The following is a 23,797-nucleotide window of genomic DNA, read 5'->3' on the forward strand; positions in this document are numbered from 1 at the left end:
GTCAAAGGAGCTATACGGATGAGTAACCGAGCAGAGTCCTTCCTCGTGGGCCTGATAGGCGATGGCGTGATGCCGTCCCTCACGCCCCCCATGCACGAACGCGAAGGCGATGTGCAGGGCCTCCGGTACCTCTACCGCCCCATCGACCTCACCGAACTGGGGCTTCCCGGCCAGAGTATCGGCGAGCTCCTGACCGGCGCCTACCGCCTGGGCTTCAACGGCCTGAACATCACCCATCCGTGCAAACAACTGGTATTGGAGCACCTGGACGAGGTCGCCCCCGACGCCCGGCGCCTCGGCGCAGTCAACACGGTGACCATCCGGGACGGCCGTTTCATCGGCCACAACACCGACTTCTCCGGATTCGCCGCCGCCCTCGCCTCCGGCCTGCCGGGAGCCAGGCTGAACCGCGTGGTGCAGCTGGGGGCCGGGGGTGCCGGCTCCGCCGTCGCCTACGCCTTGCTCACCGCAGGGGTCCGGGAACTTGACCTGGTGGACACCGATCCCGCCCGCTGCGCGGCCCGTGCCGCTGAACTTGCCGGCTTCTTCCCGGACCAGCTGGTCACCGCGCGGACGACGGCGGAGCTTCCGCACCTGATGCCGCTGGCCGACGGCCTGGTGCACTGCACACCGGTGGGCATGGCCGCCCACCCCGGTGTCCCGCTGGACATGTGCCTCGTGACACCCCGGCACTGGGTGGCGGACATTGTGTACCGGCCGATCGAAACCGAACTGGTCCGTGAAGCCCGCGCCAAAGGCTGCGAGGTGCTCGACGGCGGCCGGATGGCCGTGGGTCAGGCAGCTGACGCCTTCCGGATCTTCACCGGCCGGGAGGCTGACGCGGACCGGATGCGCGCGCACTTCCTGGAACTCGTCGCCGCCGAAGAGGTGGCCGCCTGATGCGCACCGGAATCGCCACAGTCTGCCTCTCCGGCACGCTGCGGGAAAAGATGCAGGCCTGCGCCAGCGCGGGCTTCGACGGTATCGAAATTTTCGAACAGGACCTCGTCACCTCCCCGCTGAGCCCGGAGGACGTCCGCACCATGGCCGCGGACCTGGGCCTGACCCTGGATCTGTACCAGCCGTTCCGCGACTTCGACAGCGTGCCCGGGGACCTGCTGGCCGCCAACCTGCGCCGCGCGGAGGCGAAATTCCGGCTGATGTCCCGCCTGGGCATGGACACCATCCTGGTCTGCTCCAACGTCGCCACTGCCAGCATTGACGACGACGGGCTCCGGGCCGAACAGCTCACCGCCCTCGCCGCCCTCGCGCGGGACCACGGCGTCAAGGTGGCCTACGAGGCGCTGGCATGGGGGAAGTACGTCAACGACTACGAGCACGCGCACCGGCTCGTCGCAGCAGTGGACCACCCCAACCTGGGCACGTGCCTGGACTCGTTCCATATCCTCTCCCGTGACGCGGACACCGCCCCGATCGAATCCTTCGACCCGGAGAAGATCTTCTTCGTCCAAGTGGCTGATGCTCCCAAGCTGTCCATGGATGTCCTGTCCTGGAGCCGGCACTACCGGGTGTTCCCGGGTGAAGGCCAGTTCGAACTCGCCAAGTTCATGGGACATGTGGTCCGGGCCGGCTACACCGGCCCGGTGTCCCTTGAGGTCTTCAACGACGTGTTCCGCCAGTCCGACGTCGAACGGACCGCTGTGGACGCGATGCGGTCGCTGATCTGGCTGGAGGAGCAGAGCGCCAAGTGGCTGGACGCGCATCTGGCCGCCGGAAACGGTGCCGGCAGTGCCGGAACTGCCGCGACAAGCCGCCGCCGGTACGCGATGGAGCTCGCCACGCTCCCGCAGGTGGCCGAGCCCGCCGGCTTCAACTTCGCCGAGGTCAGGGCCGCGGACACCACCGGCCTGGAAACCTTGCTTGGCCAGCTGGGATTCGATTTCAACGGGCGCCACCGGACGAAGAACGTGCAGTTGTGGACCATGGGCCACGCCCGCGTGATCATCAACGAGGATTCCTCCCAGGAATCCCGCACCTCCGGGACGGCGACCGCACCCGCGATTTCCGCCCTGGGCTTCGACGTCGATTCCCCCGTCGTCGCCGCCGCCCGGGCCCAGCAGCTCAAGGCCCCGGCCGTGCCCCGCAAAAGCCAGGCCGACGAGGAAATTTTCCAGGGCTTCGCCGCCCCCGACTCCACCGAGATCTTCCTGTGCCAGGGCAGCCCCGACGGCACCGCCGTGTGGACCCACGAATTCGGCGAGGGGCGCGAAGCCCCCGCCGTCGCGGCAGCGTCCCGGAATGCGGTCATCGACCACGTCAACCTCGCCCAGCCCTGGCAGCACTTCGACGAGGCCGTCCTCTTCTACACCAGCGCCCTGGCCCTGGAGCCGCAGCCGTACGCGGAAGTCGCCAGCCCCACCGGTTTGGTCCGGTCCCAGGTGATGCTCACCCGCGACCGCGGCGTCCGCCTCGTGCTGAACCTGGCCCCGCTGATCCAGCGCGAAGGCGCCGCCCCGGACGGGACTGCCGGCCCCCGCCCGGAGGCAACCGGCCAACGCCGCACCTACCAGGAACACATCGCCTTCGCGGTGGATGACCTCGTCGCGACGGCCCGCGCCGCCAAAGCACGCGGCCTGGACTTCCTCCAGATCCCGGCGAACTACTACGAGGACCTCGACGCCCGGTTCGGCCTGGACCCCGCCTTCCTGGCGACCCTCCGGGAGCTCAACCTCCTCTACGACCGCGACGCCGACGGCGAGTTCCTGCACTTCTACACCGCCACCGTGGGCAGCGTGTTCTTCGAAATGGTGGAGCGCCGCGGAGCCTACGACGGCTACGGGGCGCCCAACGCCCCGGTGCGGCACGCCGTCCAGTACGACCACCTGCACCAGCTAAACCCCACCCGCTGACCACACTCCCTGACCGACAACACCACACCCCACGAAAGGAGGCTGCTGTGCCTGAAGAGTTCAACCTTGAAACCTACAACGCGGATCCGCTCACCGAGGTCGTGTCCGACGCCGCCACGGAGGCCGCACCAAAGACGTATGCGAGTGCTGTCCCTGCCGGGGACGATGCCGCTGAGTCGCAGGCGGACCTCAGCGCCGAAATGAAGGCCCTCGGCGACGCCTACGCCCAGGCCCTCCGGAACGGCGCCCCGGCAGAGATCCAGCCGCGGCTGGACTACGCGCCGTACCGCAGCAGCGTCCTGCGCCACCCCACCAAGGACCTGCACCACGCGGACCCGGAGACCATCGAGCTGCACTCTCCCGCGTTCGGGCACATGGACGTGCACGCGCTGGAGGCGGACCTCACCATCCAGCACGGCGGGGAACCGCTGGGCGAACGCATCGTCGTCTCCGGTCGGGTCCTCGACGGCGACGGCCGGCCGGTCGCCAGCCAGCTGGTCGAGATCTGGCAGGCGAACTCCGCCGGCCGCTACATCCACAAGCGGGACCAGCATCCCGCACCGCTGGACCCCAACTTCACCGGCGTCGGCCGCTGCATCACCGGCGCCGACGGCTCCTACAGCTTCACCACCATCAAGCCCGGCGCCTACCCGTGGAAGAACCACCTGAACGCCTGGCGCCCGGCCCACATCCACTTCTCCCTGTTCGGCCAGGAGTTCACCCAGCGGATTGTCACCCAGATGTACTTCCCCGGTGACCAGCTCTTCCCGCTGGACCCGATCTACCAGTCAATCGTGGACCAGGACGCCCGCGACCGGCTCGTCGCCACGTACAACCACGAGCAGACCAAACCCGAATGGGCCCTGGCGTACAACTGGGACATCGTCCTGACCGGTTCCAAGCGGACTTGGACAGAGAACGAGGCCCTGGGGGCAGAAGGAGACGACCATGAGTAACCCCACCAAACTGATTCCGACCCCCGGCCAGACCGTGGGACCGTTCTACGGCTACGCCCTGCCCTACACCAAGGACCGCGAACTGCTGGCCCCCGGCTCCCCGGGTTCCATCCGTCTGCAGGGCACGGTCTACGACGGCGCCGGCCACCCCATTCCCGACGCGATCCTGGAAATCTGGCAGGCCGACGCCGACGGCAAGGTCCCACACCGCACGGGTTCCCTGGTCCGTGACGGCTACACCTTTACCGGCTTCGGCCGCAGCGCCGTCGGCAACACCGGCGTCTTCACCTTCACTACGGTGAACCCGGGCCCCACCGAGGAAGGCGCGGCACCGTTCATCGCCGTGGCGGTCTTCGCACGCGGCCTCATGAACCGGCTCTTCACCCGGATCTACCTGCCGGAGGACGAGGCCGCCCTGGCCGCCGACCCCCTGCTCCGCTCGCTCGATCCGGAGCGCCGCAGGACGCTGATCGCACGCCGCGACGCGGATGGCGGCCTGACCTGGGACATCCGGCTCCAGGGCGACGGCGAAACCGTGTTCCTTGATTTTGAAGGTGCCGGCCCCGAGGGCGCCTCGCAGTGATCTCCCAAGACAACAGTGCTGGCACAGCGGACGGCGCCGGCCGCCAGGGCGACGTCGGCCTCCAGGGTGACTTTGGACTACTCAGTCCCGTCTCGGCGTCACCGGTCGTGGCGGCGCTGACCGGGGACCGGGCGGTACTGGCCGCCATTCTCCGGGTGGAGGCCGCTTGGGCCACGGTCCTGGAAGGCGCGTCCCTGGCGCCTGCCGGATCCGCCGCGGTGGTAGACGCGGCCGCCGACGTGAGCCGCTACGACCTCGCGGGCCTTGCCGTGCGCGCCCAGGGCGGCGCCAACCCGGTGATCCCGCTGCTGGCGGACCTCCGCGGACACGTCGCAGCCCTTGATACCGCGGGGATCGGCGCCGGACAGGCCGTGCACACCTCGCTGACCAGCCAGGACGTGCTCGATTCAGCCCTGATCCTCCTGGCCAGGGACGCCGTCGGCGGACTGCTCACCGAACTGAAGGCAACGACGGCGGCGCTGGCCGCCCTCGCGGAACAGCACGCGGCCACGCTCTGCGTGGGCCGCAGCCTCACCCAGCACTCCCTGCCGTTCAGCTTCGGGCTCAAGGCGGCCCAATGGTTCCACGGCCTCGCCGCCGCCGCGCGCCGCCTCGAGGCGCTCGAGTTCCCAGTGCAGACCGGAGGGGCGGCCGGGACCCTTGCGGCCGGCACCGTACTGACGGCACGCTCTGGACTCAGCCCCTTTGATCTGTCCGACCGGCTGGCCGCAGAACTCGGCCTCGCCGCCGTCCCGGCCCCGTGGCACACCAACCGCCTCGCCGTCACGTCCCTCGGCGACGCCCTGGCCGCCGTGACCGACGCCGCGGGCAAGATCGCGTCCGACGTGCTGTTCCTGAGCCGCCCGGAGGTCGCCGAACTCGCTGAACCACGCGCCGCGGGACGGGGCGGGTCCTCGGCCATGCCGCAGAAGCAGAACCCGGTGCTGTCCGTGCTGGTGCGCAGCGCAGCCCTGCAAGCCCCCGGCCAGGCCGCCCAGCTGCACCTGGCCGCCGCCAACTTCAACGATGAACGCCCTGACGGCGCCTGGCACAGCGAATGGCCTGCCCTCCGCCAGCTCCTCCGCCTCGGCCTCGGAGCCTCGATCCAGCTCCGGGAACTTGCCGAAGGCCTGCAGGTCTTCCCCGGGGCCATGCGGCGCAACCTGGACCTCGCCGGACCGCTGCTGCTCAGTGAAGCCGTCACGGCCGCCGTCGCACCGCTGCTTGCCGGACAGCCAGGGGCCGGACTGTCAGGTGCTGACGGCAAGCAGTTGCTGCAGTCCGTCGTGGACCAGACGCTCCAGGTCCCGGCCGCCGAACAGGCCGCCACCTACCGGCGGCTGCTCCGCGACGCCGTCCCGCCTGCGCTGCTCTCCGACGCCCGGCTCGAGGAACTGCTCGATCCGGCCAACTACCTCGGCCAGGCAGCCGACATCTCCCGCCGCATCCTCGCGGCCTACCCGGACTACAGCGCCAGCGTCGCCGGCGCCGCCACCGGCACAGTCAGCGGCACCGGCGCCGACACCGCCGCCGGAGTCCCCAAGTCATTACCGATCCCCGACCTGAACGGAGCCTCCCGTGGCTAGACCCAACGTCAAGGCAGTACTGCTCTCGCCCCAGCGCCCGCTGGGGGACAAACCACTCCTCGTGGCTGGCCCGTCCCTGGGCACCTCCACGCTGCTGTGGACCCAGGCCGGCGCCCTGCTCGGCGGCGACGTCGACGTCGTCGCCTGGGACCTGCCGGGGCACGGCATCTCACCGGCCGCGACGGAGCCGTTCACGGTGGCCGAGTTGGCCGACGCCGTCGTCGAACTGGTCGATTCGATCGCTCCCGGCGCCCGGTTCCACTACGCCGGCGTCTCGCTGGGCGGCGCCACCGGGCTGCAGTTGGGCATCAAGCACGGCGACCGCCTCAAGAGCTTGTCCGTGCAGTGCACCGGGGCCAAACTGGGCACGCCGGAGGGCTGGCTGGAGCGCGCGGAGACCGTCCGCACGCAGGGGACCCCGGTGATGATCCAGGGATCGGCGCAGCGCTGGTTCGCACCAGGTTTTATGGAGCACCAGCCGGAACTCAGCGGCCGCCTGCTGCACAGCCTGCGCGACGCCGACCGCTTCAGCTACGCCTTCTGCTGCGAAGCCCTCGCCGGCTTCGACGTCAGGGACCAGTTGGGCAGCATCAGCGTCCCCACCCAGGCCATCGCCGGGGCCCTGGACAGTGTCGCTCCTCCCTCGATGGCCACGGAGATCGTCGAAGGAATCACCTCCGGCGGCGGCACAGCGAACGCCGCGACCCTCGAGGGCGTGGCCCACCTGGCCCCCTTCGAGGCCCCGGGCCACGTGGCCGAACTGCTGCGCAGCCTGATCACCTGGACCGAGTCCACCGGAGCAGGAAAATGACGGGCCGCCAGCTCAACGGCGCAGAACCCGGCGGACCCGAGCGGACCGGGCTGGAACGGCATGGAGCGGTCCAGCCGGACGCCACCAGCCAGGAGGTCTATGACGGCGGAATGGTGGTCCGCCGCGAGGTGCTCGGCGCCGAACACGTGGACCGCGCCAACGCCGCCAAGGACTCCTTCACCGAGGACTTCCAGGACATGATCACCCGGATCGCCTGGGGCGGCATCTGGACCAGGCCGGGCCTGAGCCGCCAGATGCGCTCGGCGGTCACCCTCACCGCCATGGTGGCCCACGGGCACTGGGAAGAACTGGCCATGCATATCCGCGCCGCCATCAACAACGGCCTGAGCCGGGATGAGATCAAGGAAATCCTGCTCCAGACCGCGATCTACTGCGGGGTCCCCTCCGCCAATACCGCCTTCAAGACCGCCCAGCAAGTGTTCCAGTCCATGGACACCCCCGCCAGGGACAATACAGAAGTCAACACAGGATCGGACAAGACGCCGTGAATCAGGCCTACATCTACGACGCCGTCAGGACCCCCTTCGGCAAGTTCGGCGGCGGACTCGCCGGCGTCCGGCCGGACGACCTCGCCGCCCACGTGATCCGCGAAGCCGTGAAGCGCGCCCGGAACCTCGACGTCGAACGCATCGATGAGGTGGTCTTCGGCAACGCCAACGGCGCCGGCGAGGAGAACCGCAACATCGCCCGGATGGGCACCCTCCTGGCCGGGCTTCCCGTCTCGGTTCCCGGCACCACCGTCAACCGGCTCTGCGGCTCCTCCCTGGACGCCGCGATCATCGCCTCCCGCCAGATCAACACCGGCGACGCGGAGCTGATGCTGGTCGGCGGCGCCGAATCGATGTCCCGCGCCCCCTGGGTGCTGCCCAAGACGGAGAAGCCCTACCCGGCCGGCGACATGACGCTGGTCTCCACCACGCTGGGCTGGCGGCTGGTCAACAAGGCCATGCGGCCGGACTGGACCGTGTCCCTGGGCGAGGCCACCGAGCGGCTCCGGGAGAAATACGGTGTCACCCGCGAGGCGCAGGACGAATTCTCGGCCAACTCGCACAACCTCGCCGCCGCTGCCTGGGATGAGGGGTTCTACGACAGGCTCGTCACCCCGGTCCCGGGCACGGACCTGGTCCGCGACGAGGGCATCCGTGCCGGATCCACGGCGGAGAAGCTCGCCGGCCTGAAGACCGTGTTCCGGGCCGAGGACGGCACCGTCACCGCCGGGAACGCGTCCCCGCTGTCCGACGGCGCCTCCGCGGCGTGGCTCGGCTCGGAAAACGCCGCGGGGATCCTGGGCCTGGAACCGCTGGCCCGCATCGCCGGCCGCGGCGCGCACGCTAACGATCCGCAGTTCTTCGGCTACGCCCCCGTGGAAGCCGCGAACAAGGCCCTCGCCAAAGCCGGCATCGGCTGGGACCAAGTGGGCGCCGTCGAACTCAACGAGGCCTTCGCCGCGCAGTCCCTGGCCTGCATCAACGCCTGGGGCATCGACCCGTCCATCGTGAACCGGCACGGCGGAGCCATCGCCATGGGCCACCCGCTGGGCGCCTCCGGCGGGCGGATCCTCGGCACCCTCGCCCGCAGCCTGCAGGCTTCCGGGCAGCGCTGGGGCGTCGCCGCGATCTGCATCGGCGTCGGCCAGGGCCTCGCCGTCGTGCTCGAAAACGTCACCGCAACCGCCACCAGCACAGTAAAGGGCTAAGACATGCTGAACTTTCCCGACACCGTCAACGAGGCCGTCGCCGGCATCCGGGACGGATCCACCGTGATGATCGGAGGTTTCGGCAACGCCGGTCAGCCGTTCGAACTCATCGACGCCTTGATGGACTGCGGCGCCAGGGACCTCACCGTGGTCAATAACAACGCCGGCCAGGGCGACCAGGGCCTCGCGCTGCTGATCAAGGAAGGCCGGGTGAAGAAAATGATCTGCTCGTTTCCGCGGCAGTCCGACTCCTGGCACTTCGACGCGAAGTTCCGCGCCGGCGAGATCGAACTCGAACTCGTCCCGCAGGGCAACCTCGCCGAACGGATCCGCGCCGCGGGCGCCGGGATCGGCGGCTTCTTCACCCCCACCGGATACGGCACCATGCTGGCCGAAGGAAAGGAAACCCGCATCCTGGACGGCCGCGGCCAGGTCTTCGAGACCCCCATCCACGCCGACGTCGCCCTCATCAAAGCGCTCACGGCCGACGGCAAGGGCAACCTGGTCTACCGGAAGACGGCCCGCAACTTCGGCCCGATCATGGCCGCCGCGGCCCAACACACCATCGTCCAGGTGTCCCGGATCGTCCCCACCGGAGACCTCGACCCGGAGACCATCGTGACCCCCGGCATCTACGTCAACAGCATTGTGAAGGTGGCCTGACATGAGCGTCCAATCCAATGACCGGGCGGGAATCCACGCCGGTATCCAGACCGCCGACAAGCCGCTGGGCCGCGATGACCTGGCCCGCCTGGTGGCCCGGGACATCACACCCGGGTCCTTCGTGAACCTCGGCATCGGCCAGCCCACCCTGGTCTCCAACTACCTCGAGCCGGAGCAGAACATCACCCTCCACACCGAGAACGGCATGCTCGGCATGGGCCCGGAGGCCACCGGCGACCAGATCGACGGCGACCTCATCAACGCCGGCAAGATCCCCGTGACCGAACTCCCCGGGGCGTCCTACTTCCACCACGCCGACTCCTTCGCGATCATGCGCGGTGGGCACCTGGACATCTGCGTGCTGGGCGCCTTCCAGGTCTCCGCCACCGGCGACCTGGCCAACTGGCACACCGGCGCCCCGGACGCGATCCCGGCCGTTGGCGGGGCCATGGACCTCGCCACCGGCGCCAAGGATGTCTTCGTCATGATGACACTCCTGACCCGCGAGGGCGTCTCCAAGCTGGTGGAGAGCTGCAGCTACCCGCTCACCGGCATCGGCTGTGTGACCCGGATCTACACGGACAAGGCGGTCTTCCTGACCGGCCCCGACGGCGTGCAGGTCCGGGAAACGTTCGGCTGCACGCTCGACGAGCTGCAGGCCATGGTTCCGGTGCCGCTCAAGGCCGCGTCCGCCGCCGGAAGCTGAGCATCCGCCCGCACGGATAAAGTGGGGCGGGACCGAGAGGCAAAGGAAATGATTGACGCAGCAAAGGGCGCCCGGGCCGGTGACCCGCCGGCCGCCAGTGACCAGTACGTGCAGTCGCTGGCGCGCGGGCTGGCGGTGATCCGCGCCTTCGATACCGACCATCCGAAGATGACGCTGACCGAGGTGGCGGCGCGGACGGACCTCACCCGGGCCACCGCACGGCGGTTCCTGCACACGCTCGTGGAGCTGGGCTACGTCCGCACCGACGGCAAGATCTTCGCCCTGACCGCCAAGGTGCTACAGCTCGGCTACGCCTACCTGTCCGGGCTGTCGCTGCCGCAGCTCGCCCAGCCCCACCTCGAGGAGCTGTCGCTCCAGCTGGGGGAGTCGACGTCGGCCGCGGTGCTGGAAGACACGGACATCGCCTACATCGCCCGGGTGGCCACGCGCCGGATCATGACCGTGGGGATCACGGTCGGCACCCGCTTCCCGGCCTACGCCACGTCGATGGGCAGGGTGCTGCTGGCGGCCCTGCCGCCGGCCGCGCTGGAGGCGTACCTCGCCCACGCCGACATCAGGCCCCTGACCCCGCACGCCATCGGAACCCGGCAGGGACTGCTCGCGGAGCTGGCCACCGTCAGGGCCCAGGGCTGGTGCCTGCTGAACCAGGAGCTCGAACCCGGGCTGATGTCCGTCGCCGCGCCGGTCCATGACGGGCCCAAGGTGGTCGCCGCCATCAACGTGTCACTGCAGGCGCAGTCGGTTGCGGCCCGGCCGGACCCGGAAGCCTACCTGGACTCCGTGCGGGCGGCAACAGTGGCCGCCGCCGGGCTCATTTCGGCCGACCTGTCCTCCGGACGCTGACGCGCTTAGCTGGAACGCCCCGAAACCGGTGCGGTGGAAACGGTGATGGTGACCCCTGCGGCGTCGTCGTCACGGATCTTGAGGTGCAGGTCCCTGCCCACCAGCGAGGCATGGATATCCTCGCTGTCCGCTGGGGCGAGCTGCTCGGCCAGCCGCGTGACCGCCAGTGCCATGGCCCGGCCCCAGTCGTGGGGATCCGTGCTGGACGCCACGGCCTCGGCCGAGTAGTTCTCCTGTGGTTCGGACATGTGCTCCCGCTTTCCGCCCCTGGAGCATGGCCTGTCGGGCTGATCCCGACAGGCGGCCGGGCCGGCAAATGGCAAAGCCCGGCTGGCTCCAGTACTTGAGCATGGCCAGTCTAGTGACCCCGGAGCGCGAACGTCCACGGTTCGCGCCCCTGGCTGCGGAGGTTACGCACGGAACCCCGCTAGGATTTCAAACCGGGACACCCCACGCCCCCACTTCCCTCGAAGGACGCCATGCCAGAGAAAATACCCGCGGTCGATAGCAATCCCGTGGTCGCTAGCGAATCTGTGCGCGACAGCACAACCCCGGCCCGGCGCGCCGCCGTCGTGGTCAACCCCGCCAAAACAGGCGGCCAGGAACTCAAGGGCGCAATCTTCCGGCTGTGCGAAACGCAAGGCTGGGCCGAGCCGCTCTGGCTCGAAACCACAGTCGAGGACCCGGGCGCCGGCCAGGCCCGCGAGGCGTTGGAAGCGGGCGTCGACGTCGTGATTGCCGCCGGCGGCGACGGCACCGTGCGCTGCGTGGCCGAGGTGCTCGCCGGTACCGGAACGCCCATGGGACTGGTGCCGCTGGGAACCGGAAACCTGCTGGCCCGCAACCTGGGCGTGGACATCACCGACCCTGTGTCCGCCTGCTACGACGTGCTCAACGGCAGCGAAAAGTCCATCGATGTCGTCAAGACGCGGCTGGACCGCTCCGACGACGAACAGGTGTTCCTGGTGATGGCCGGACTCGGCTACGACGCCGCCATCATGGCGGACACCGTCGATGTGCTGAAGGACCGCATGGGGTGGCTGGCGTACGTTGAGGCCGGCATCCGCAAACTCCCCGGCAAACCCGTAAAGGCATCGATCTGCGTCGACGGCGGCGATCCCGTCCGCCGCAGGATCCGCAGCGTGATGATCGGCAACTGCGGCCGGATCATGGGCGGCGTCGAGATCTTCCCGGACGCCAAGATCGACGACGCCGTGCTGGATCTGTTGATCCTGGCCCCGCGCGGCCGGCTTGGTTGGCTGGGCGTTGTTGCCGGCATCTTCGGCCGAAACAAGCGCGAGACCGAATCCGTGGAGTACTTCCAGGGCAAATCGGCCGAGATCACCCTGGAGCGTGAACAGGAATTCCAGCTCGACGGCGACCACCTCGGGACCGGGACGCACCTTGTCGTGACCGTCGAGCCCGAGGCCCTGAAGATCCGGATGACCGCCGCAGAATAGCTTTCCTCCGGTCGCTGGCAGTACTTGCCGGCCGGTATCCGGTGACAGCGCGGGGGCGGCGGTCCGGGTGGTGAGTACTACCCGGACGCCGCCGCCGGAATGTTGTTCGCAAAGGCAAGTATCAACTCGGGTATCAACCACTCGTGTCCAAAGCGTTACCACCAACTTGGATTGGCTCAGGCATCAATCGATGCAGCCAATTGCCTTTTGGAGGGAGTCGCAATGGCACGCATGCCCCTTGTCGCCCCGGATGGTCGGACCAATGACCGACCTGCATTTTTTTGTGCGGATGAATCGTCCACCCTTCACCCCTGCGGGCGCCCGTGACGCCGCAGGCAGAGGGCACGCCGCTTCGGCTGACCCTCTCTGGCGCCGGGCACACCGCCGGCCGCCCCGGCGGCACCCTGGCCGACCTCGCTTACGCGTCACACACACTCCACGTGCCCCGCGCAGCCCACAATGCCTCCGCAACGCTCCCGCCGCAGCCCAGAACCGCCGTCCCACGGGCGACCGGTGCCGAGGGGAAGGCCGCCGAGCCGTCCACTGGACCGTCCACTGAGGCGCGGCTCTCCGGCCGCGAATGGGCGCGGTTCCTGCGCCGTGTCTTACGTGCCACAGATTGCCTGCTGGTCACCATCTGCGTCCTGGCTGGTTTCCTGGTCCACTACGAGGGCGACCAGCCGTTCGCGGCAACGTTTGCCGACGTCAACGGAGGTTTGATCGGAGCCCTCCTGGTCGTGATGTGGGTGGCAGCCCTGGGCCTCTACCGCACTCGGGACCCGAAGATCCTGGGCGCCGGGAGCAGCGAATACAAGCGGGTGGCCGCCGCCAGCGGGGCGGTCTTCGGGCTGCTCGCCGTCTTGCTGGTGGCGTTCCGCATCCAGCCGGCGTCGGCGTTCTACCTGGTGTCCCTCCCGCTGGGCCTCATTCTCCTGCCCGGCAGCCGTCTGATTGCCCGCCGCTGGTACAACGCACGGCAGGCCCAGGGGCAGTTCCTCGTCAAGGCGATTGTGATCGGCCAAGCCGAGGATGTGCGGTACGTGCTCAAGCGCATCGCCCGGAAGTCAGGCGCCGTCTACGAAATACTCGGCGTGTCACTGCCCGGAGGGCGGCGCGGGGCCCGGTTCGACGCCGACGGGCGCCAGGTGCCAGTGCTGTCCTCCACCGATGACGTCGTCCGGACGGTGGGCCGCTGCGGCGCGGAGGCGGTCATCGTGGCCGGTCCGGTGCCTGGCGGAAACCAGTACATCCGCGAACTGGGATGGGGGCTGGAAGAGCACCAGGCGGAACTCGTGCTGGCCTCGTCCCTCACCAACGTCGCCGGCCCCCGGATCCACTGGCGTCCGGTGGAAGGGCTGCCGTTGATGCACGTCGACGTACCCCGCTACAGCGGCGGCAAGCATGCCTGCAAACGGCTGCTGGACATCACGGTGGCCGCCACGGCGCTGGTCCTGCTCTCGCCGGTGCTCCTGGTCCTGGCAGTCATCGTCAAGCACGGCAGCCCGGGGCCCGTCCTGTTCCGGCAGGAGCGCGTGGGTAAGGCCGGGAAACCATTCCGGATGCTCAAGTTCCGGTCCATGGTGGTCAACGCAGAGGCCGCGCTGGCCGGGCTCGGGGCGCAAAACGAGGGCGCCGGTGTCCTGTTCAAGATGCACAACGATCCCCGGGTCACCCGATGCGGACGCTGGATGCGGCGGTACTCGCTGGACGAACTCCCGCAGTTCTGGAATGTCCTGACCGGCGAGATGAGCCTGGTCGGGCCCCGGCCGCCGCTGCAGCGCGAGGTGGGCCGCTATGAGCGCCACACGCGCCGCCGGCTGTTGATCAAACCCGGGATCACCGGGCTGTGGCAGGTCAACGGCCGCTCGGACCTGCCGTGGGACGAGGCCGTACGCCTCGATCTTTATTACGTCGAAAACTGGTCGATCATGGGCGACGTCATCATCATGTGGCGCACCTTCCGAGCTATGTGCGCGCCCGCCGGCGCGTACTGACTGAGTGAGGATACACAAAATGGATGAATCACGTTCGGGGTACTTCCGCGGCCTGGACCTGGAGGCAGCAGCCGCGCCGCTGAGGGTCGCGGTCATCGGCGCCGGCTACTGGGGACCCAACCTGGCACGGAATTTCACGGCAAGCCCTGACTGGGAACTCGCCGGCATTGTGGACCTGGACCAGGGCAAAGCCGCCAGACTCGCGGCCGCGCAGGGCGGCGTCCCGGTCTTCGCCTCCGTTGACGAACTGCTGGACTTGGAAGAGGTTGACGCCGTGGCGATTGCGACGCCGGCCCACACGCACCACGGCATCGCCCTGACGGCCCTGCAAGCTGGGAAACATGTGCTGGTCGAGAAGCCGCTCGCGGACAGCCGGACCAAGGGGCTCGAGATGGTCGAGGAAGCGGAGGGCCGCGGCCTGGTCCTGATGGCGGACCACACGTACTGCTACACCCCGGCCGTGCTGAAGATCCGCGAGCTGATCGCGGACGGGTCGCTGGGCGAGATTCTGTTCATCGATTCGGTCCGGATCAACCTGGGACTCGTGCAGCCGGACGTGGACGTCTTTTGGGACCTTGCCCCGCATGACCTGGCCATTCTCGACTTCATCCTCCCCGACGGGCTGCGGCCGATGGAAGTCTCAGCGCACGGAGCGGACCCCCTTGGCACGGGCCGGGCCTGCGTAGGGCATTTGACGTTCGCGCTGGCCAACGACGCCATGGCCCACGTCCACGTCAACTGGCTGAGCCCGACCAAGATCCGCCAGCTCGTGGTGGGAGGCTCCCGGCGCACCCTGGTCTGGGACGACCTGAATCCCCAGCAGCGGATCAGCGTCTACGACCGAGGGATCAGCCTCGACCGGCAGTCGTCCGCCGCGGACCGGAAAGCCTCCGCCATCTCCTACCGGCTGGGCGACACGTGGTCGCCGGCGCTGCCCGAACACGAGGCCCTCGGCCAGATGGTGGCCGAGTTCGCCGGCAGCATCCGGCAGCAGCGCCCCGCCCGGACCAGCGGCGTCGCCGGGCTCCGTGTGCTGTCCGTCCTCGAGGCCGTCAGTGACAGCCTCAGCGCGGACGGGAAACCCAGCATCGTCGTCGGTAACGAACCGCAATTGGAGGCAAGCAGATGAGCATCCTGCAAGGGGCACAGATCCTGGTCACGGGCGGCGCCGGGACGATCGGTTCCACCATCGTGGACCACCTGCTCGACGCCGGCGCCGGCAGGGTGGACGTGCTGGACAACCTCGTCAGGGGCCGGCGGGCCAACCTCGATCCGGCGCTGGCGGGCGGGCGGGTCGAACTCATCGAAGGAGACCTCCTGGACCGGGACCTGGTTCACGACCTGAGCCGGGGCAAGGACATCGTCTTCCACCAGGCGGCGATCCGGATCACGCAATGCGCCGAAGAACCCCGGCTGGCCCTCGAAGTGCTGGTGGACGGGACCTTCAACGTGCTCGAAGCGGCGACGGCGCAGCGGGTCGGCAAGCTCGTCGCAGCCTCGAGCGCCTCGGTCTATGGCATGGCGGAGACGTTTCCGACGCCCGAACGCCATCACCATTACAACAACGACACGTTCTACGGCGCGGCCAAGTCCTTCAACGAGGCCATGGCCCGCAGCTTCCGCGCCATGTCCGGACTGGACTACGTCCTGCTGCGCTATTTCAACGTGTACGGCCCGCGGATGGACGTCCACGGCCTGTACACCGAGGTGCTGGTGCGCTGGATGGAGCGCATAGAGGACGGGCTGCCGCCGCTGATCTTCGGCGACGGCCGGCAGACCATGGACTTCGTGCACACGAGGGACGTGGCCCGCGCCAATATCCTGGCCGCGGGCAGCGGAGTGGTCGAGGGGGTGTACAACATCGCCAGCGGCGCGGAGACCAGCCTGCTGGAACTGGCCGAGGCGCTGCTGCGGGCCATGGATTCGGAGCTGCACGTGGAGCACGGACCTGAGCGGGCCGTCAACGGCGTCGTCAAACGCCAGGCGGATACGGCCGCGGCACGCCGGGACCTGGGGTTCACGGCGGAAACCGGCTTGGAGGAGGGGCTGCGGGAACTGGTTGAGTGGTGGCGGCCCCTGCGCGCAGAAATTGCGGACGCCAGGGTGGGTGGTGCACGGTGATCGTGAACCAGGACCGGTCCCTGGCCCGGATCAATGTCATGAAGCCGTGGCTCGGACCGGAGGAGGCCGCGGCGGTGGCCGAAGTCATCGCCTCGGGCTGGGTGGCGCAAGGCCCCCGCGTGGCGCGCTTCGAGGCAGCCTTCGCCGCCGCGCAACAGGCCCGCCACGCCGTCGCGGTCTCCAACTGCACCACTGCCTTGCACCTGGCGCTGAAAGTGGCAGGCATCGGAGCCCGCGACGACGTCGTGGTGCCCTCCCTTTCCTTCATCGCTACCGCCAATGCGGTCACCTACGTCGGTGCCCGGCCGGTCTTCGCCGACGTCGAGGCGGACACCGGAAACGTGTCCGTGCGCACCCTCGCCGCCGCCCTGACTCCGGCCACCCGCGCCGTGATTGTGGTGGACCAGGGCGGCATGCCGGTGGACCTCGATCCGATCCGCGCCCTCTGCGACGGGTTGGGCATCACCGTGATTGAGGACGCGGCCTGCGCGGCGGGCAGCACGTACCGGGGACGGCCAGCGGGTGCAGGTGCCGAGATCGCGGCCTGGTCCTTCCACCCGCGCAAGATCCTTACCACCGGCGAGGGCGGGATGCTGACCACACGCAACGCCGCCTGGGCTGACCGTGCCCGGAAGCTGCGCGAACATGCCATGAGCGTCTCGGCGAACGACCGGCATGCCTCGGTCCTGGCGCCGGCGGAGGAGTACGGGGAGATCGGGTTCAACTACCGGATGACCGATATCCAGGCCGCCGTCGGCCTCGTGCAACTGGACCGGCTGGGCGAGGCAGTGTCCCGGCGCCGCGCCATCGCTGCGGCCTACCGGAAGGCGCTTGCCGACGTCGAGGGCCTGCGCTTCAGCGAGGACCCGCAATACGGCACCAGCAACTTCCAGTCGTTCTGGTTTGAGGTCCTGCCGGAGTTCACCCTCGGGCGGGAGGAACTGCTGGAGTGGCTGGCGCGGGACGGAATTTCCGCCCGGCGCGGCATCATGGCCGCGCACCGGCAACCCGCCTACGCCGGGCTGGACACCGGCAGGGCGGACCTGTCCGTGACGGAGCGGCTCACGGACCACACCGTGATCCTGCCGGTCTACCACCAACTGACCCTGGACGAGCAGTCCCGGGTCATCCGTTCGATCCTGAGGGCTGCGGGGAAATCTGATGACTGAGCTGTTGTTGATTGGCGCCGGCGGCCTGGCCAGGGAGGTGCTGGCGTGCGTGCGCGATAACGGCCAGTTCGACGTCGTCGGAGTGCTCGACGACGACGAATCCAGGGCGGGGTCAAACCTGGACGGCGCCCCGATCCTGGGGCCCGCCAGCCTCGCCCTCCGGTATCCGGAAGCGCGGGCGGTTGTCTGCATCGGCGCCGGCACGGGGCGTGAACGGGTCGTCGCCAGGCTGGCGGGGCTGGGATTCCGGAGCCACCGCTTCGCGACAGTGCTGGACCCGTCGGTCCGGATCCCGTCCTGCTGCGATATCGGCCCGGGGAGCATCCTGCTGGGACATGTCACGCTCACTGCCGGAATCACTGTCGGAAGCCACGTTGTGATGATGCCCGGGGTGACGCTGACCCATGACGACGTTGTGGAGGACTTCGCCACCCTCGCCGCCGGCGTCTCGCTTGGCGGCGGGGTCAGGATCGGGCGTGCCGCCTACCTGGGCATGAACTCCTCGGTGCGGGAACGCGCGCGGGTGGGGGCCGGAACCAGGATCGGGATGGGCGCCGCGGTCCTGGCGGACGTGCCCGACGGCGAGACCTGGGCCGGAGTCCCGGCGCGGGTGCTCGAGCCGTCACCGGCCGCAGCAGGTGGCGGACGATGACCCGGCCCGGGGGCGCCGGCGACTTCATCCCCATGGTGGACCTGGCCGCCCAGCAGGATGAGATCGCCGACGAAGTCGACGCGGGGCTGAAGGAGGTCTTCACCCAGGCTTCGTATATCGGCGGCCCCGCCGTGGCGGAGTTCGAGCAGGCCTACGCCCGGTTCCTCGGCGCCGCGAACTGCGTCGGGGTGGCCAACGGCACGGACGCCGTAGAACTGGCACTGCGTGCTTCCGGGGTTACGGCGGGTGGAGAGGTCATCCTGCCCGCCAACACGTTCATCGCGACTGCCGAGGCGGTGAGCCGGATAGGCGCCGTGCCGGTCCTTGTCGACGTTGACCCGGTGCACCTGTTGATCGATCCCGACCGGGTGGCAGCAGCGGTGACACCCCGGACCCAAGCGATCATTCCTGTCCATTTGTTCGGCCAAACAGCGTTCGTTGAGCGGCTGGTACCGGTTGCGGCCGCCTGCGGCGCCGTCATAGTCGAAGATGCCGCCCAATCCCAGGGGGCATCCCGGCATGGACGCTTCGCCGGCACGCTGGGACACGCGGCCGGCACGAGCTTCTATCCGGGCAAGAACCTTGGCGCCGCCGGGGATGCCGGCGCGGTGGTGACCGATGACGAAGACATCGCGGCCCGGGTGCGGATGCTGGGCGCCCATGGCAGCGACCACAAGTACCAGCACGATGCGATCGGGATGAACTCACGCCTCGACACCGTCCAGGCCGTGGTGCTCAACGCCAAGCTGCGCAGGCTGGCCGGGTGGAACGAACGACGGCGGAGGGCAGCGGACCGCTACCGGAACCTGCTGGCGGACCTGCCGGGCGTTGAGCTGCCCCGGACCGCAGAAGGAAATGTCGATGTCTGGCATTTGTATGTCATCCGTGTCGCCGAACGGGACCGGGTGCTTGCGGCCTTAAACGACGCGGGCATCGGCGCCGGAATCCACTACCCGGTCCCGGTGCACCTCAGCCGGGCCTACCGGGAACTGGGTGCCGGCTCCGGTTCCTTCCCGGTCGCGGAGCAGGCCGCCGGCCGGATCCTGTCGCTGCCGATCTTCCCGCACATCAGCGAAGCGCAGCAGCAGTATGTGGCGGACGCCCTCATGGAATCTGTACGAAACCTGGGTGCGCGATGACGTCGGTGTCCCGGAACGGGCTGCCTCAGCTGCGCACTTCCTCCGCGCCCGCTCAGGGCCCTGCCGCGGAGTCCACGGCTGAGGACCAACAGAGACTTCAGGACCTGGTAGCGGATGTGAAGAAGGGTTCTGTGTGGGCCGGGGCCAGCACCCTGCTTTTGCGCCTCAGCAACATCGTCCTGATGGCGGTGGTGGCGCGGATCGTCGCGCCGGATGAACTCGGAGTCTTCGCCCTGGCGGTCACGGCACATGCCATTCTCATCAGCATCGCAGAACTCGGCGTCGCATCGGCGATTGCGCGAACGGATCTGGACATCGACGAAATAGCTCCCACCGTGGCCAGCATTTCCGTCATAACGAGTCTTTTTCTTGCCGGGCTGATGGCGCTGTTCGCCGGGGCCATCGCGGACTTTCTTGGATCCCCCGCAGCCCAGCGGCCGATCCTGATCCTGGCCCTCAGTGTGGCCCTGATCGGGCCCTTCGCTGTTCCCGGTGCGCAGCTTCAGAGCACATTCCGACAGGACCTGGTCTTCCGGGCAAACATGATCTCGTTTATTCCAGGCAGTGCGGTGCTGATTCTCGTTGCCCTCGGCGGCGACGGCGCGGCCGCCTTTGCCTGGTCGCGGGTTGTCGGCCAACTCGTGGCAGGTACGCTCATGTTTTTGAGCGTAAAAAAGAAATACCCGTTGGGTTTCAACACGGCGTATGTCAGGCCTCTGCTGACCTTTGGGGCACCGCTCGCCCTGGCCAACGTGCTGAGCCAGGTGCTGCTGAATGTTGACTACGTCTTCGTCGGCAGGCTGATGTCCACAGCGGACGTCGGCCTGTACATGCTTGCCTTCAACGTCTGCATGTGGTCGACCGCCATTATCGGCAGCGTCCTCAACGGAATCATCCTGCCCGCCTTTTCAAGCGTCAAACGCGACGGCGGCGACGTCCCGCGGGCCCTGGACCATGCCACCCGCACGGTCGCCCTCATCGCCTGTCCCATCGCGGCTTTCACCTGCACCTTCGCGACTCCGCTTGTTGCAGTGATATACGGGGACCAGTGGGTGGAGGCGGGGCCGGTGTTGCGGGTGCTTTCATTCTATGGAGTGGTATTCGTCCTTGGGTTGCTTTTCGCGAACGTCGTGATTTCCACAGGTCGCACTTGGGTCCTTTTTGCGGTGCAGGCTGTGGCCCTGATCAGCTTGATTCCGGCACTCACGGCAGGCATCCATTTCGCCGGCCTGGTCGGAATCGGCATTGCCCACATCGTGGTCATCAGTACCGTGACCCTGCCCGCCTACTTGTGGGCAGTGCGCAGAGCTACCGGCGCCCGCACCGGTATGGTCCTGCGATCAATAAGCAGGCCAGCGTTGGCATCCATGGCCGCAGGTATTGTGGCAGGTCTTGTGACCTGGCCCGTGGCACCGGATCTGGCCAAGCTCGCCATCGGGGGTGCCTTCGGCGCTGTCGTGTACGGGTTCCTGACGTGGGGGCTGCTGTACCCCATGCTCCCCGGGACTTGGCTCCGGCTGTCCGGGGGAAGGGGCCGGCACGTGCCGGGCTCCCCAGAACCTCGGGGCCACGCCGGGAGGAGGGTTTAGGCCATGCCCAGGGTACTTGTTCAGCTCAACAGCCTCGCCCTGGGCGGCACCCAAATCAACGCTGTGGACTTCGCTGCCGCAGTAGCCGCACACGGGTACGAATCCGTGTTGGTCGGTCCTGCGGACACATTGCCGCGAGGGCCATCGTTGTTTGACATCGCGAAAGAACGAGCCGTGAAGCTGGAGACCCTGGACCGTCCGCGAAGTACCGTCGCCGGCGCCATCGCGATGGCACGACTGGCCAAGGAGCGCCACGCTGACCTGGTCCACGTCTATGGTTCCTGGACATCACGCCCGGCCTGGTGGGGACCATGCCTGTTCGGGCGCCGGCCCCTCGTGTTGACCGTCTACGAAATGGCCGTTGACCCGATGACTCCCCGGCACACGGAGCTCATCGTCGGAACCAAGTACTTGGAGGAAGAATTTGCCTGGCGCGCAGGGACAACACTGATCAGCCCGCCGGTCGATACCTCCCGGGATGACCCCCGTGCGGTGTCCGGGGACTCCTTCATCAACCGACTGGGGCTGAATCCCGGAAACCTACGGGTGGTTATGGTTACGCGCCTTGACGAGGACATGAAGGCCGCAGCTGTCCAGGCCGCAATCCAAGCAGTGGGCGCCAACGCGAACCCGGGCGTGGACCTGGTCATCGTCGGCACCGGTGACGCCGAGAGCCGGCTTCGGGCGCTCGCCGGGAAAGTAAATGCGGACCAGCGCCGACGCGCGGTGGTGCTGACTGGTCCACTGGCCGATCCCCGTTGCGCGTACGCAGCGGCGGACGTGCTCGTCGGGATGGGCGGTTCTGCGGCGCGAAGCCTGGCCTTCGGAAAGCCCCTCATAGTTGCCGGTGAAGCGGGCTGGTTCCGGATGTTCACGCCGGACAACTCGGCAGAACACTTCCGCAACAGCTTCTGGAGCCCGGAGTCCATGCCGGATGCGGTCGGAGAGCTGAGGAAAATACTGCACCTTCTATTAACTGACGCTCGGCTGCGGGAGGTGCTGGGGCGTTACGGCCGGGACTTCGCGGTGGGGAACTTCGGGCTCCCGGCAATGGCCCTGCACCTCGTCGACACATACGACCGGGCACTCAGGAGCACCGGCGTCCAGAGCTGGGCCCGGGATCTTCCGCTGGAAATCGAACACCTACGCCGGCGGCTCCGGCGGAACCCGGGGTCCGCGACGCACAGGGGGGCGGTCCAGGTCAGCTTGCCGGCGGCTGGGGCGGCCAATCTAGAGACGGAGAAAACATCATGAGAATCGGTCTGCTGTATCCGGTCCGGAATCCATTGGATCCCCGGAACTGGTCCGGCACCCCTTATGGGCTTTCCCGCGGGCTGGCCAGCCAGGGCATCACGGTCGTTCCGTTGGCGGCGGACGTCCCGCACGGACTCCACGAAATGGTGGCAGTCCTGTCCCGAGTAACCGGGCGCCGCGGCGCAGTGATGGACAGGATGCCGGTGCGGAACCTTGCGCGCACCCTGATCCTGGCCAGGCGTCTAAGCCAGGCAGCTCCGCTGGACGCCGTCGTGGCGATGGGCACAGAAATGTATGATCTGGCAACCGTTATTCCCACCGGCGTGCCGTGCGCGACTTACGACGACGGGACGCTGAAGCAAATGTGGGACCATCCAGGTTCCGACATCAGAAGCGGCGACTTCCCGCCCCATCACGTCCGCAGGTGGATCCGGAGGCAGTCAGATTCCAGCAGGGCCGCCAGTGTGTGCTGCGTCAGTACCCAGTGGGCCGCCCGTTCGTTCGCTGACGATTATGCGATTCCGCGGGACCGTATTGCCGTCGTCGGCATGGGGCACCGGCCACGCTCGGCCGCAGCCGGTGACAAGGACTGGTCGAAACCGACCTTTCTCTTCGTCGGCGTCGACTGGCAGCGCAAGAACGGAGCTCGAGTGCTGGAAGCATTCTCCCGGGTGCGGGAGCGCGTCCCGGCGGCGACGATGCACGTCGTCGGAGAGCATCCGCTCATTGATGCTCCCGGCGTCGTCGACCACGGCTTCCTTCCAAAGGACAATGCCGCCAGCCAAGAGGTCCTCGACCGGCTGTACGCGGTGGCGACGTGCTTTGTCCTACCCAGCAAGTTCGACCCGTCGCCGATCTCCTACCTGGAGGCAGCATCTGCCGGCATACCGGTCATCGCAACCCCTTTCGGGGGCGCCGGGGAGCTACTCGGGCGGGGCGCCTGGACCGTGGATCCTTCCGACTCCGGCAGCATCGCCGAGGCGATGGTCCGCCTGTCAGCACCGCAACAGGCCAGGGCCATGGGAGAAGCCGCCGCGCAAGTGGCGGCAACCGCCTCGTGGACCAACGTCGCCGGCAGGATTCTTGACGCCCTGTCGGCAACCGCCTCAACAACCGGCGCCGGATCCGTTTCCGGCGGATCCCGGGCGGGCACGACGTCGTGAAACACTACGAGAAACATCCAAAGAACATGGCGTTAGGGAGCCGGGAATCGCACCACGGCGGCGACGATGCACGTCGCAGCGTCCTTGCCCTGCTAATCCTTTACTTGGCTGGGCTCGCGTTGATCGGGTTCTGGCCCAGTCCGGTGGACCGGCCATGGGAAGGGGCATTGACCGACCTCCTGGCTGTGCTCCAGGGCTATCAAATAACTGCAGGCGTCGATTACAGCGACCTCGAAACAGCGGCCAACATCGTCCTTTTTGTTCCCATGGGACTGCTGGTCGCTCTCCTAGTGCCGGAACGCCGGTGGTGGCTGGCCGTGCTCTCGGGCCTGTTCACCTCGGTTGCGATCGAAGGGATACAGCTCCTCGTGATTAACGAGCGTCATGGCAGCCTGCGGGATATAGCCGCCAACAGCCTCGGCGCTTTGCTCGGTGCGGTAGCGGTGCAACTTGTGCGCAGCGGGCGCCGGAGGCCCGAAGCCAGTCAAGGTCCGACCGCA

The 23,797-nt window shown here is 68.2% G+C and carries 22 protein-coding genes and 1 pseudogene; 22 read left to right on the forward strand and 1 reads right to left on the reverse strand.

The features are described 5' to 3' along the window. Window positions 1-18 precede the first annotated feature (18 nt). From ASE96_RS08965 to ASE96_RS09015, 11 genes are all read left to right on the forward strand, one after another. Window positions 19-900: a shikimate dehydrogenase gene (locus ASE96_RS08965; RefSeq protein WP_056428927.1), complete on the forward strand. Its 882-nt coding sequence runs from the start codon at window positions 19-21 to the stop codon at window positions 898-900. Next, window positions 900-2,870: a bifunctional sugar phosphate isomerase/epimerase/4-hydroxyphenylpyruvate dioxygenase family protein gene (locus tag ASE96_RS08970; protein WP_056428929.1), complete on the forward strand. Its 1,971-nt coding sequence runs from the start codon at window positions 900-902 to the stop codon at window positions 2,868-2,870. Before ASE96_RS08965 ends, ASE96_RS08970 begins: the two co-directional genes overlap by 1 nt. 47 nt (window positions 2,871-2,917) lie before the next feature. Then, complete coding sequence (pcaH, locus tag ASE96_RS08975; protein WP_442853888.1) at window positions 2,918-3,826, forward strand: protocatechuate 3,4-dioxygenase subunit beta; 909 nt, start codon at window positions 2,918-2,920, stop codon at window positions 3,824-3,826. Beyond that, on the forward strand, window positions 3,819-4,409 hold the full coding sequence (gene pcaG, locus ASE96_RS08980; RefSeq protein WP_056428932.1) for a protocatechuate 3,4-dioxygenase subunit alpha: 591 nt from the start codon (window positions 3,819-3,821) through the stop codon (window positions 4,407-4,409). The genes pcaH and pcaG overlap by 8 nt, the downstream gene beginning before the upstream one ends. A gap of 107 nt (window positions 4,410-4,516) precedes the next feature. Next, window positions 4,517-5,995 (forward strand): lyase family protein, encoded by a 1,479-nt coding sequence (locus ASE96_RS08985; RefSeq protein ID WP_235500191.1) that lies wholly within the window; start codon window positions 4,517-4,519, stop codon window positions 5,993-5,995. Next, window positions 5,988-6,806, forward strand: coding sequence for an alpha/beta fold hydrolase (locus tag ASE96_RS08990; protein ID WP_056428935.1), 819 nt, complete (start codon window positions 5,988-5,990; stop codon window positions 6,804-6,806). The genes ASE96_RS08985 and ASE96_RS08990 overlap by 8 nt, the downstream gene beginning before the upstream one ends. Continuing rightward, on the forward strand, window positions 6,803-7,315 hold the full coding sequence (gene pcaC / locus ASE96_RS08995; RefSeq protein WP_056428938.1) for a 4-carboxymuconolactone decarboxylase: 513 nt from the start codon (window positions 6,803-6,805) through the stop codon (window positions 7,313-7,315). The genes ASE96_RS08990 and pcaC overlap by 4 nt, the downstream gene beginning before the upstream one ends. Next, entirely contained in the window at window positions 7,312-8,523 is a 1,212-nt protein-coding gene (locus ASE96_RS09000; RefSeq protein WP_056428941.1) for a thiolase family protein, read from the forward strand. The genes pcaC and ASE96_RS09000 overlap by 4 nt, the downstream gene beginning before the upstream one ends. Window positions 8,524-8,526: 3 nt before the next feature. Then, complete coding sequence (locus tag ASE96_RS09005; protein ID WP_056428946.1) at window positions 8,527-9,186, forward strand: 3-oxoacid CoA-transferase subunit A; 660 nt, start codon at window positions 8,527-8,529, stop codon at window positions 9,184-9,186. Window position 9,187: 1 nt separating this feature from the next. Then, window positions 9,188-9,892 (forward strand): 3-oxoacid CoA-transferase subunit B, encoded by a 705-nt coding sequence (locus tag ASE96_RS09010; RefSeq protein ID WP_056428947.1) that lies wholly within the window; start codon window positions 9,188-9,190, stop codon window positions 9,890-9,892. A 48-nt stretch (window positions 9,893-9,940) separates the two neighbouring features. After that, window positions 9,941-10,756 (forward strand): IclR family transcriptional regulator domain-containing protein, encoded by an 816-nt coding sequence (locus ASE96_RS09015; RefSeq protein WP_056428948.1) that lies wholly within the window; start codon window positions 9,941-9,943, stop codon window positions 10,754-10,756. Between the two features lie 5 nt (window positions 10,757-10,761). Here the strand turns inward: ASE96_RS09015 and ASE96_RS09020 are convergent, their stop codons facing one another. Then, entirely contained in the window at window positions 10,762-11,004 is a 243-nt protein-coding gene (locus ASE96_RS09020; RefSeq protein ID WP_056428952.1) for a hypothetical protein, read from the reverse strand. A gap of 285 nt (window positions 11,005-11,289) precedes the next feature. Here ASE96_RS09020 and ASE96_RS09025 point away from each other — a divergent pair, with 285 nt between their 5' ends. From ASE96_RS09025 to ASE96_RS19545, 11 genes and pseudogenes are all read left to right on the forward strand, one after another. Next, complete coding sequence (locus tag ASE96_RS09025; RefSeq protein ID WP_442853889.1) at window positions 11,290-12,216, forward strand: diacylglycerol/lipid kinase family protein; 927 nt, start codon at window positions 11,290-11,292, stop codon at window positions 12,214-12,216. 323 nt (window positions 12,217-12,539) lie between these two features. After that, window positions 12,540-14,210, forward strand: a complete 1,671-nt coding sequence (locus ASE96_RS09030) for a sugar transferase (RefSeq protein ID WP_082492647.1) — start codon at window positions 12,540-12,542, stop codon at window positions 14,208-14,210. Between the two features lie 19 nt (window positions 14,211-14,229). Continuing rightward, complete coding sequence (locus tag ASE96_RS09035) at window positions 14,230-15,339, forward strand: Gfo/Idh/MocA family protein (RefSeq protein ID WP_056428958.1); 1,110 nt, start codon at window positions 14,230-14,232, stop codon at window positions 15,337-15,339. After that, window positions 15,336-16,331, forward strand: a complete 996-nt coding sequence (locus ASE96_RS09040; protein ID WP_056428961.1) for an NAD-dependent epimerase/dehydratase family protein — start codon at window positions 15,336-15,338, stop codon at window positions 16,329-16,331. Before ASE96_RS09035 ends, ASE96_RS09040 begins: the two co-directional genes overlap by 4 nt. A 38-nt stretch (window positions 16,332-16,369) precedes the next feature. Next, entirely contained in the window at window positions 16,370-17,500 is a 1,131-nt protein-coding gene (locus ASE96_RS09045; protein ID WP_200913031.1) for a DegT/DnrJ/EryC1/StrS aminotransferase family protein, read from the forward strand. Further along, window positions 17,493-18,152, forward strand: coding sequence for an acetyltransferase (locus ASE96_RS09050; protein WP_056428969.1), 660 nt, complete (start codon window positions 17,493-17,495; stop codon window positions 18,150-18,152). The genes ASE96_RS09045 and ASE96_RS09050 overlap by 8 nt, the downstream gene beginning before the upstream one ends. Continuing rightward, on the forward strand, window positions 18,149-19,291 hold the full coding sequence (locus ASE96_RS09055) for a DegT/DnrJ/EryC1/StrS family aminotransferase (RefSeq protein ID WP_200913013.1): 1,143 nt from the start codon (window positions 18,149-18,151) through the stop codon (window positions 19,289-19,291). The genes ASE96_RS09050 and ASE96_RS09055 overlap by 4 nt, the downstream gene beginning before the upstream one ends. Window positions 19,292-19,407: 116 nt before the next feature. Next, the gene (locus ASE96_RS09060) at window positions 19,408-20,880 is read left to right on the forward strand and encodes an oligosaccharide flippase family protein (protein ID WP_162238816.1); all 1,473 of its coding nucleotides are present in this window, start codon (window positions 19,408-19,410) and stop codon (window positions 20,878-20,880) included. Window positions 20,881-20,883: 3 nt separating this feature from the next. After that, entirely contained in the window at window positions 20,884-22,134 is a 1,251-nt protein-coding gene (locus ASE96_RS09065) for a glycosyltransferase (RefSeq protein ID WP_056428974.1), read from the forward strand. Next, window positions 22,131-23,297: a glycosyltransferase family 4 protein gene (locus tag ASE96_RS09070; protein WP_056428977.1), complete on the forward strand. Its 1,167-nt coding sequence runs from the start codon at window positions 22,131-22,133 to the stop codon at window positions 23,295-23,297. Before ASE96_RS09065 ends, ASE96_RS09070 begins: the two co-directional genes overlap by 4 nt. Window positions 23,298-23,323: 26 nt before the next feature. Continuing rightward, window positions 23,324-23,740, forward strand: a pseudogene (locus ASE96_RS19545) (VanZ family protein); the annotation flags it as partial. Window positions 23,741-23,797: the final 57 nt, after the last annotated feature.

Origin of the sequence: Arthrobacter sp. Leaf69, assembly GCF_001422645.1 — a bacterium.
In the GTDB taxonomy this organism is placed as follows: Bacteria; Actinomycetota; Actinomycetes; order Actinomycetales; family Micrococcaceae; genus Arthrobacter.

Excerpts from the sequence above, each read along its gene's own strand:
- ASE96_RS08965 (WP_056428927.1), top strand. The coding sequence starts at position 19 with ATGAGTAACCGAGCAGAGTCCTTCCTCGTGGGCCTGATAGGCGATGGC.
- ASE96_RS08970 (WP_056428929.1), top strand. The coding sequence starts at position 900 with ATGCGCACCGGAATCGCCACAGTCTGCCTCTCCGGCACGCTGCGGGAA.
- pcaG (WP_056428932.1), top strand. The coding sequence starts at position 3,819 with ATGAGTAACCCCACCAAACTGATTCCGACCCCCGGCCAGACCGTGGGA.
- pcaC (WP_056428938.1), top strand. The coding sequence starts at position 6,803 with ATGACGGGCCGCCAGCTCAACGGCGCAGAACCCGGCGGACCCGAGCGG.
- ASE96_RS09005 (WP_056428946.1), top strand. The coding sequence starts at position 8,527 with ATGCTGAACTTTCCCGACACCGTCAACGAGGCCGTCGCCGGCATCCGG.
- ASE96_RS09010 (WP_056428947.1), top strand. The coding sequence starts at position 9,188 with ATGAGCGTCCAATCCAATGACCGGGCGGGAATCCACGCCGGTATCCAG.
- ASE96_RS09015 (WP_056428948.1), top strand. The coding sequence starts at position 9,941 with ATGATTGACGCAGCAAAGGGCGCCCGGGCCGGTGACCCGCCGGCCGCC.
- ASE96_RS09020 (WP_056428952.1), bottom strand. The coding sequence starts at position 11,004 with ATGTCCGAACCACAGGAGAACTACTCGGCCGAGGCCGTGGCGTCCAGC.
- ASE96_RS09035 (WP_056428958.1), top strand. The coding sequence starts at position 14,230 with ATGGATGAATCACGTTCGGGGTACTTCCGCGGCCTGGACCTGGAGGCA.
- ASE96_RS09040 (WP_056428961.1), top strand. The coding sequence starts at position 15,336 with ATGAGCATCCTGCAAGGGGCACAGATCCTGGTCACGGGCGGCGCCGGG.
- ASE96_RS09045 (WP_200913031.1), top strand. The coding sequence starts at position 16,370 with ATGAAGCCGTGGCTCGGACCGGAGGAGGCCGCGGCGGTGGCCGAAGTC.
- ASE96_RS09050 (WP_056428969.1), top strand. The coding sequence starts at position 17,493 with ATGACTGAGCTGTTGTTGATTGGCGCCGGCGGCCTGGCCAGGGAGGTG.
- ASE96_RS09055 (WP_200913013.1), top strand. The coding sequence starts at position 18,149 with ATGACCCGGCCCGGGGGCGCCGGCGACTTCATCCCCATGGTGGACCTG.
- ASE96_RS09065 (WP_056428974.1), top strand. The coding sequence starts at position 20,884 with ATGCCCAGGGTACTTGTTCAGCTCAACAGCCTCGCCCTGGGCGGCACC.
- ASE96_RS09070 (WP_056428977.1), top strand. The coding sequence starts at position 22,131 with ATGAGAATCGGTCTGCTGTATCCGGTCCGGAATCCATTGGATCCCCGG.